Origin of the sequence: uncultured Lutibacter sp. (assembly GCF_937891065.1) — a bacterium.
Classification (GTDB): domain Bacteria; phylum Bacteroidota; class Bacteroidia; order Flavobacteriales; family Flavobacteriaceae; genus Lutibacter.
In genome coordinates this window covers 1-4,453 of record NZ_CALAEQ010000054.1, presented here as the reverse complement: position 1 = coordinate 4,453, position 4,453 = coordinate 1, and the positions used below count along the sequence as shown (strand labels likewise).

Sequence of the window (4,453 nt, the reverse complement as noted above, 5' to 3'; positions counted from 1 at the left end):
GCTCCTGCCCTTTTTGGCGGTTTTACATTGGTTAGAAGTTATGAACCACTTGATATTGTGAGTATTCATACGCCTGATGAATTATTTGCTACTGTGATTCACCCTCAAATTGAAGTAAAAACTTCAGACGCTCGAAATATATTAAAAACTACAGTTCCTCTTAAAGATGCAATTAAGCAGTGGGGAAATGTTGGTGGGTTGATAAGTGGTTTGTATACTGAAGATTACGAGTTAATTGGAAGATCATTAGAAGATTTTATTATTGAACCTATACGTTCTATATTAATACCCGCATTTGATGAAGTAAAATTACAATCATTAAAATCGGGAGCTTTAGGGTGTGGAATTTCTGGTTCAGGACCTTCAATATTTGCGTTGAGTAAAGGAAAAGAAACCGCATTAAAGGTAGCTGAAGCAATGAAATTAGTTTACAATAAAGTAGGAATCGATTACGATATACACGTATCAAAAGTAAATAAACAAGGAATTAAAATTTTATAAAACTGTCATCCTCAGTTTGACTAGGGATCTTTTAAAGAGAACTGCTAGTTAAAGATGCCCACGTTAATGAGAATGGCAAAAAAGAAAAAATAATTATGAAATACTATAGCTTAAATAAAATAGCACCCAATGTATCGTTTAAAAATGCAGTTATTAAAGGGTTAGCGCCAGATAAAGGACTGTATTTTCCTAAGAAAATTAAACCTTTAATAAAGGGTTTTTACAAGAATATAAATTATTTTTCTAATGAAGAAATAGCTTTTGAAGTTATTAAGCAATTTATAGGTAATGAAATTCCTGAAAGTGATTTAAAAGAAATTATTGCAGAAACTATAAATTTTGATTTTCCACTTGTAAATATTGAAGAGAATATTTCAACATTAGAATTGTTTCATGGTCCAACAATGGCTTTTAAGGATGTTGGAGCACGTTTTATGGCGCGTTGTTTAGGATACTTTAACAAACAAGAAAGCACTACTAAAGTTACTGTTTTAGTTGCAACATCTGGAGATACAGGTGGTGCAGTAGCAAGTGGATTTTTAGGAGTAAAAGGTGTTGATGTCGTAATTTTATACCCAAGTGGAAAAGTGAGTAATGTTCAAGAAAAGCAATTAACAACCCTTGGCCAAAACATCACAGCTTTAGAAGTAGATGGTACTTTTGATGATTGTCAGGCAATGGTTAAAAAAGCTTTTTTAGATAAAGATTTAATTTCAAATAAAAATTTAACTTCCGCAAATTCTATTAATGTTGCTCGTTGGTTGCCTCAAATGTTTTACTTCTTTTTTGCTTTTAAACAATTAAAAAGTAAAAATAAAGAAGTGGTTTTTTCAATTCCAAGTGGAAATTTCGGTAATATTTGTGCAGGTATGATGGCGCAACAATTAGGGCTTCCTGTGAAACAATTTATAGCTTCAACAAATGTAAATGATATAGTTCCAAATTTTTTAGAAACAGAAATTTACACTCCTAAACCTTCAAAGCAAACTATCTCAAACGCAATGGACGTTGGCGATCCAAGCAATTTTGTTCGTGTATTAGAAATTTATAAAAATGATATTTCTGAATTGAAAAAGCACCTTTCCTCCTATTCATTTAACGATGATGAAACAAGAACAGCAATGAAACATTTAAAGGAGAATTGTAATTATATTGCAGACCCACATGGTGCAGTTGGTTATTTAGGCTTGAAAAAGTATTTAACTGAAAACAATGCTCAAGGTATATTTATAGAAACTGCACATCCTGTGAAATTTTTAGATGTAGTTGAGCCTGTGATAAATGAAACTATTGAACTTCCAGCTCAAATAAAAGAAGTAATTGATAGAGAAAAAGTATCTATTGAAATTACAACTTATAACGAATTAAAGCAGTTTTTACTAAAAATGTAACTTTCTTTATTATAAATAAAATAGTAGATTAGCTAAGTAATTTAAATTTTATCAAATGAGAAATTATTTAGCTTTTTCACTTTTATTTTCTCTATTACTCTTTTCTCTCAAAAAACTTTAAAACTAGATTCTTTAAAAACGCCTTATAAAGCTACTATTAATGACGCTTCCTGGATTTCAGGACATTGGGAAGGAACTGCTTTTGGTGGTTTAACTGAGGAAGTATGGACTTCTCCACTTGGAGGTTCTATGATGGGTTCATTTAAATTAGTTGCAGACGGGGAAATTAATTTTTATGAATTAATGACTATTTCTGAAGAAAACGAAACGTTATTACTTCGTATTAAGCATTTTAGCAACGATTTAAAAGGTTGGGAAGAAAAAGATGAATCGGAAGACTTTGAATTAGTTAAAATTGAAGCAAACAGAGTTTATTTTGATAATCTCACTTTTGAAAAAGTAAGTTCTTCAGAATTAAATATTTATGTTGTTTTTAAAAATGAATCTGGGATTGAAGAAGAAGTGAAATTTAATTATAAATCTAACACACAAAATAAGTATATGAAACTTGCAATGACTAGTATTCCTGTAAATGATGTTCCAAAAGCATTTGAATTTTATACAAAAATTTTGAATTTTGATGAGCAATTGTACATGCCTGAGCATTTTTTGGCAATAGTTTATAAAAAAGAGGAAGTAGATGGCCCTGCTATTTTATTAGAACCAATTGATGAAGAAATTTATAAACCTTTTCAATCTAAAGTGTACGCTAAAAAATTACCTGTAATTACTTTTAGCACTGACGATATTGATAAAGAATATCATAGATTATTAAATTTAGGCGTGAAATTTATAAAAACACCAACAAAACAAGATTGGGGAATTGAAGCAATTTTTGATGATACGTGCGGTAATTATATTCAGCTAATTCAGAAGTGAAAAAATAACTCAAAATTTAAGGTTAGAACTATATAAAATTCAGAAGAACAGTCTTCTAATCTAGATTTTTCGAGTGTACTTGTATTAATATTCTACTTTATTACGGGGTTTGTTTTTTTTCTTGAGTGAGGTTTTCTTGTTTATTTTAATAGGCAATGTAAATTTAAATAAACTGCCTTTGTCTTTTTTATTTTCAACCCAAATTTTTCCATGATGCTTATCAACAAAATCCTTACAAACAACTAAATTTAAACCAGATCCTTTTTCATTGGCAGTTCCTAGTTTGGTTTTGTTTTCATCAATAGTAAATATTATTATTTTATCCTTATCATCTACTCCTATTCCAGTATCTGCAACTGTTACCTCAATATAATCATCAATTACCATGGAGTAAACTTCTACTAATCCATTACTCTCAGTAAATTTAATTGCATTTGCAATAAGGTTTCTTAAAATTACTTCCACCATATTTTTATCTACACTGGCATTTACGTTTCCAGAATAAAAGCTTTTTAGCGTAATATTTTTCATTTGAGCTGTTCCTTCTAGTTGCTCAATTACTTCACTAGAAATTTTACCAATGTTACAATAGGAAGGATTAAATGCGATAATACCCGCTTGATTTTTTGCCCAATTTAATAAATTATCAAGTAAATTGTAGGTTCTTTTAGCCTGAGTATTCATCTCATAAATAAACTTTTCTGATTTTTCAATTTCATAGTTACGCAGGTTACCTTTCAAAATATCAGTAAACCCTAAAATGGTATTAAATGGGCTTTTTAAATCATGTGCAATAATAGAAAACATTAAATCTTTAGTTTCCAATGTTTTTTTTAGTTCTAGTGTGCGTTCGTGTATAATTGTTTCCAATTCTAAATTGTATTCAGATATATACTTATAAAGTTCATTTTTAAATACCAATCCTACAAAATGCTCATCTTTACCAACAGGTAAAACATCAGTATTCATAATCTTCATTTCAGAAAGAACTTCTTGAACAGATTGCTGGCAGTCAACCAATGTTTTAATTGATAAACAGTCAATTACCAACACTTTTGGGTTTGAAATAATATCACTAGTTGTTAAAACACCGTAAAATTGGTTTTCATCTTGAACAACCAATGCAGTGCGTTCTAACAATTCCTTTTTAATTGCATTTAAACCATAAAAAGGATTAATTGTTAAAAAATCTTTTCGTATCAAATGCGATATCTTCATTATTAATCCTCTTCAACAATATTATGTGAAATTTTCACTTTAAAATCAACTTTTAGTATTTCCTTTTCAGAAACATAAGGAAATACATTGGCTTCTAATATTTTTAATATTCTTTCTTTTGGCATTTTTGATAAAATTCGCTTATTAACAAATACGCAGTCTACATTTTCATGATCTGAATCAATAATTTCAAAACCATTTGGAATTAACAAATCAAAAGATTTTGAAATCCCTTGTTTTCCATGAGGTGAATGTTTACCTAACACCAATATTTCTTCAAAAGGAGGTAGTTTTATTTCTTCAAAACTTAAATTAACAATATATTTTACGCCGTTATTTTTCATGTTATTTTGTTTTTTTATTTAAATATATGCATTAATAGTAATATCATAAATATAAATAGT

The 4,453-nt window shown here is 28.9% G+C and carries 5 protein-coding genes; 3 read left to right on the top strand and 2 right to left on the bottom strand.

The window, feature by feature from the left end:
- The 3 genes from Q0352_RS03330 to Q0352_RS03320 all read left to right on the top strand — a co-directional run.
- The coding region (locus tag Q0352_RS03330; RefSeq protein ID WP_299523596.1) for a homoserine kinase at positions 1 to 501 on the top strand (501 nt) is incomplete at its 5' end.
- A 95-nt stretch (positions 502 to 596) separates the two neighbouring features.
- Positions 597 to 1,892: a threonine synthase gene (gene thrC, locus Q0352_RS03325; RefSeq protein ID WP_299523594.1), complete on the top strand. Its 1,296-nt coding sequence runs from the start codon at positions 597 to 599 to the stop codon at positions 1,890 to 1,892.
- Between the two features lie 45 nt (positions 1,893 to 1,937).
- A complete protein-coding gene (locus Q0352_RS03320) occupies positions 1,938 to 2,831 on the top strand; it encodes a DUF6265 family protein (RefSeq protein WP_367274577.1) in 894 nt (297 codons plus the stop codon).
- An 84-nt stretch (positions 2,832 to 2,915) separates the two neighbouring features.
- Here Q0352_RS03320 and Q0352_RS03315 read toward each other — a convergent pair whose 3' ends face one another.
- Positions 2,916 to 4,049: an ATP-binding protein gene (locus tag Q0352_RS03315; protein ID WP_299523591.1), complete on the bottom strand. Its 1,134-nt coding sequence runs from the start codon at positions 4,047 to 4,049 to the stop codon at positions 2,916 to 2,918.
- Between the two features lie 2 nt (positions 4,050 to 4,051).
- Positions 4,052 to 4,393 carry a hypothetical protein gene (locus Q0352_RS03310; protein ID WP_299523587.1) on the bottom strand — a complete coding sequence of 114 codons (342 nt, stop codon included), beginning with the start codon at positions 4,391 to 4,393 and terminating at the stop codon, positions 4,052 to 4,054.
- Positions 4,394 to 4,453: the final 60 nt, after the last annotated feature.

Bases quoted from the DNA above. Each gene is read 5' to 3' on its own strand.
- Q0352_RS03315 (WP_299523591.1), bottom strand. From the start codon at position 4,049: ATGAAGATATCGCATTTGATACGAAAAGATTTTTTAACAATTAATCCT.
- thrC (WP_299523594.1), top strand. From the start codon at position 597: ATGAAATACTATAGCTTAAATAAAATAGCACCCAATGTATCGTTTAAA.
- Q0352_RS03310 (WP_299523587.1), bottom strand. From the start codon at position 4,393: ATGAAAAATAACGGCGTAAAATATATTGTTAATTTAAGTTTTGAAGAA.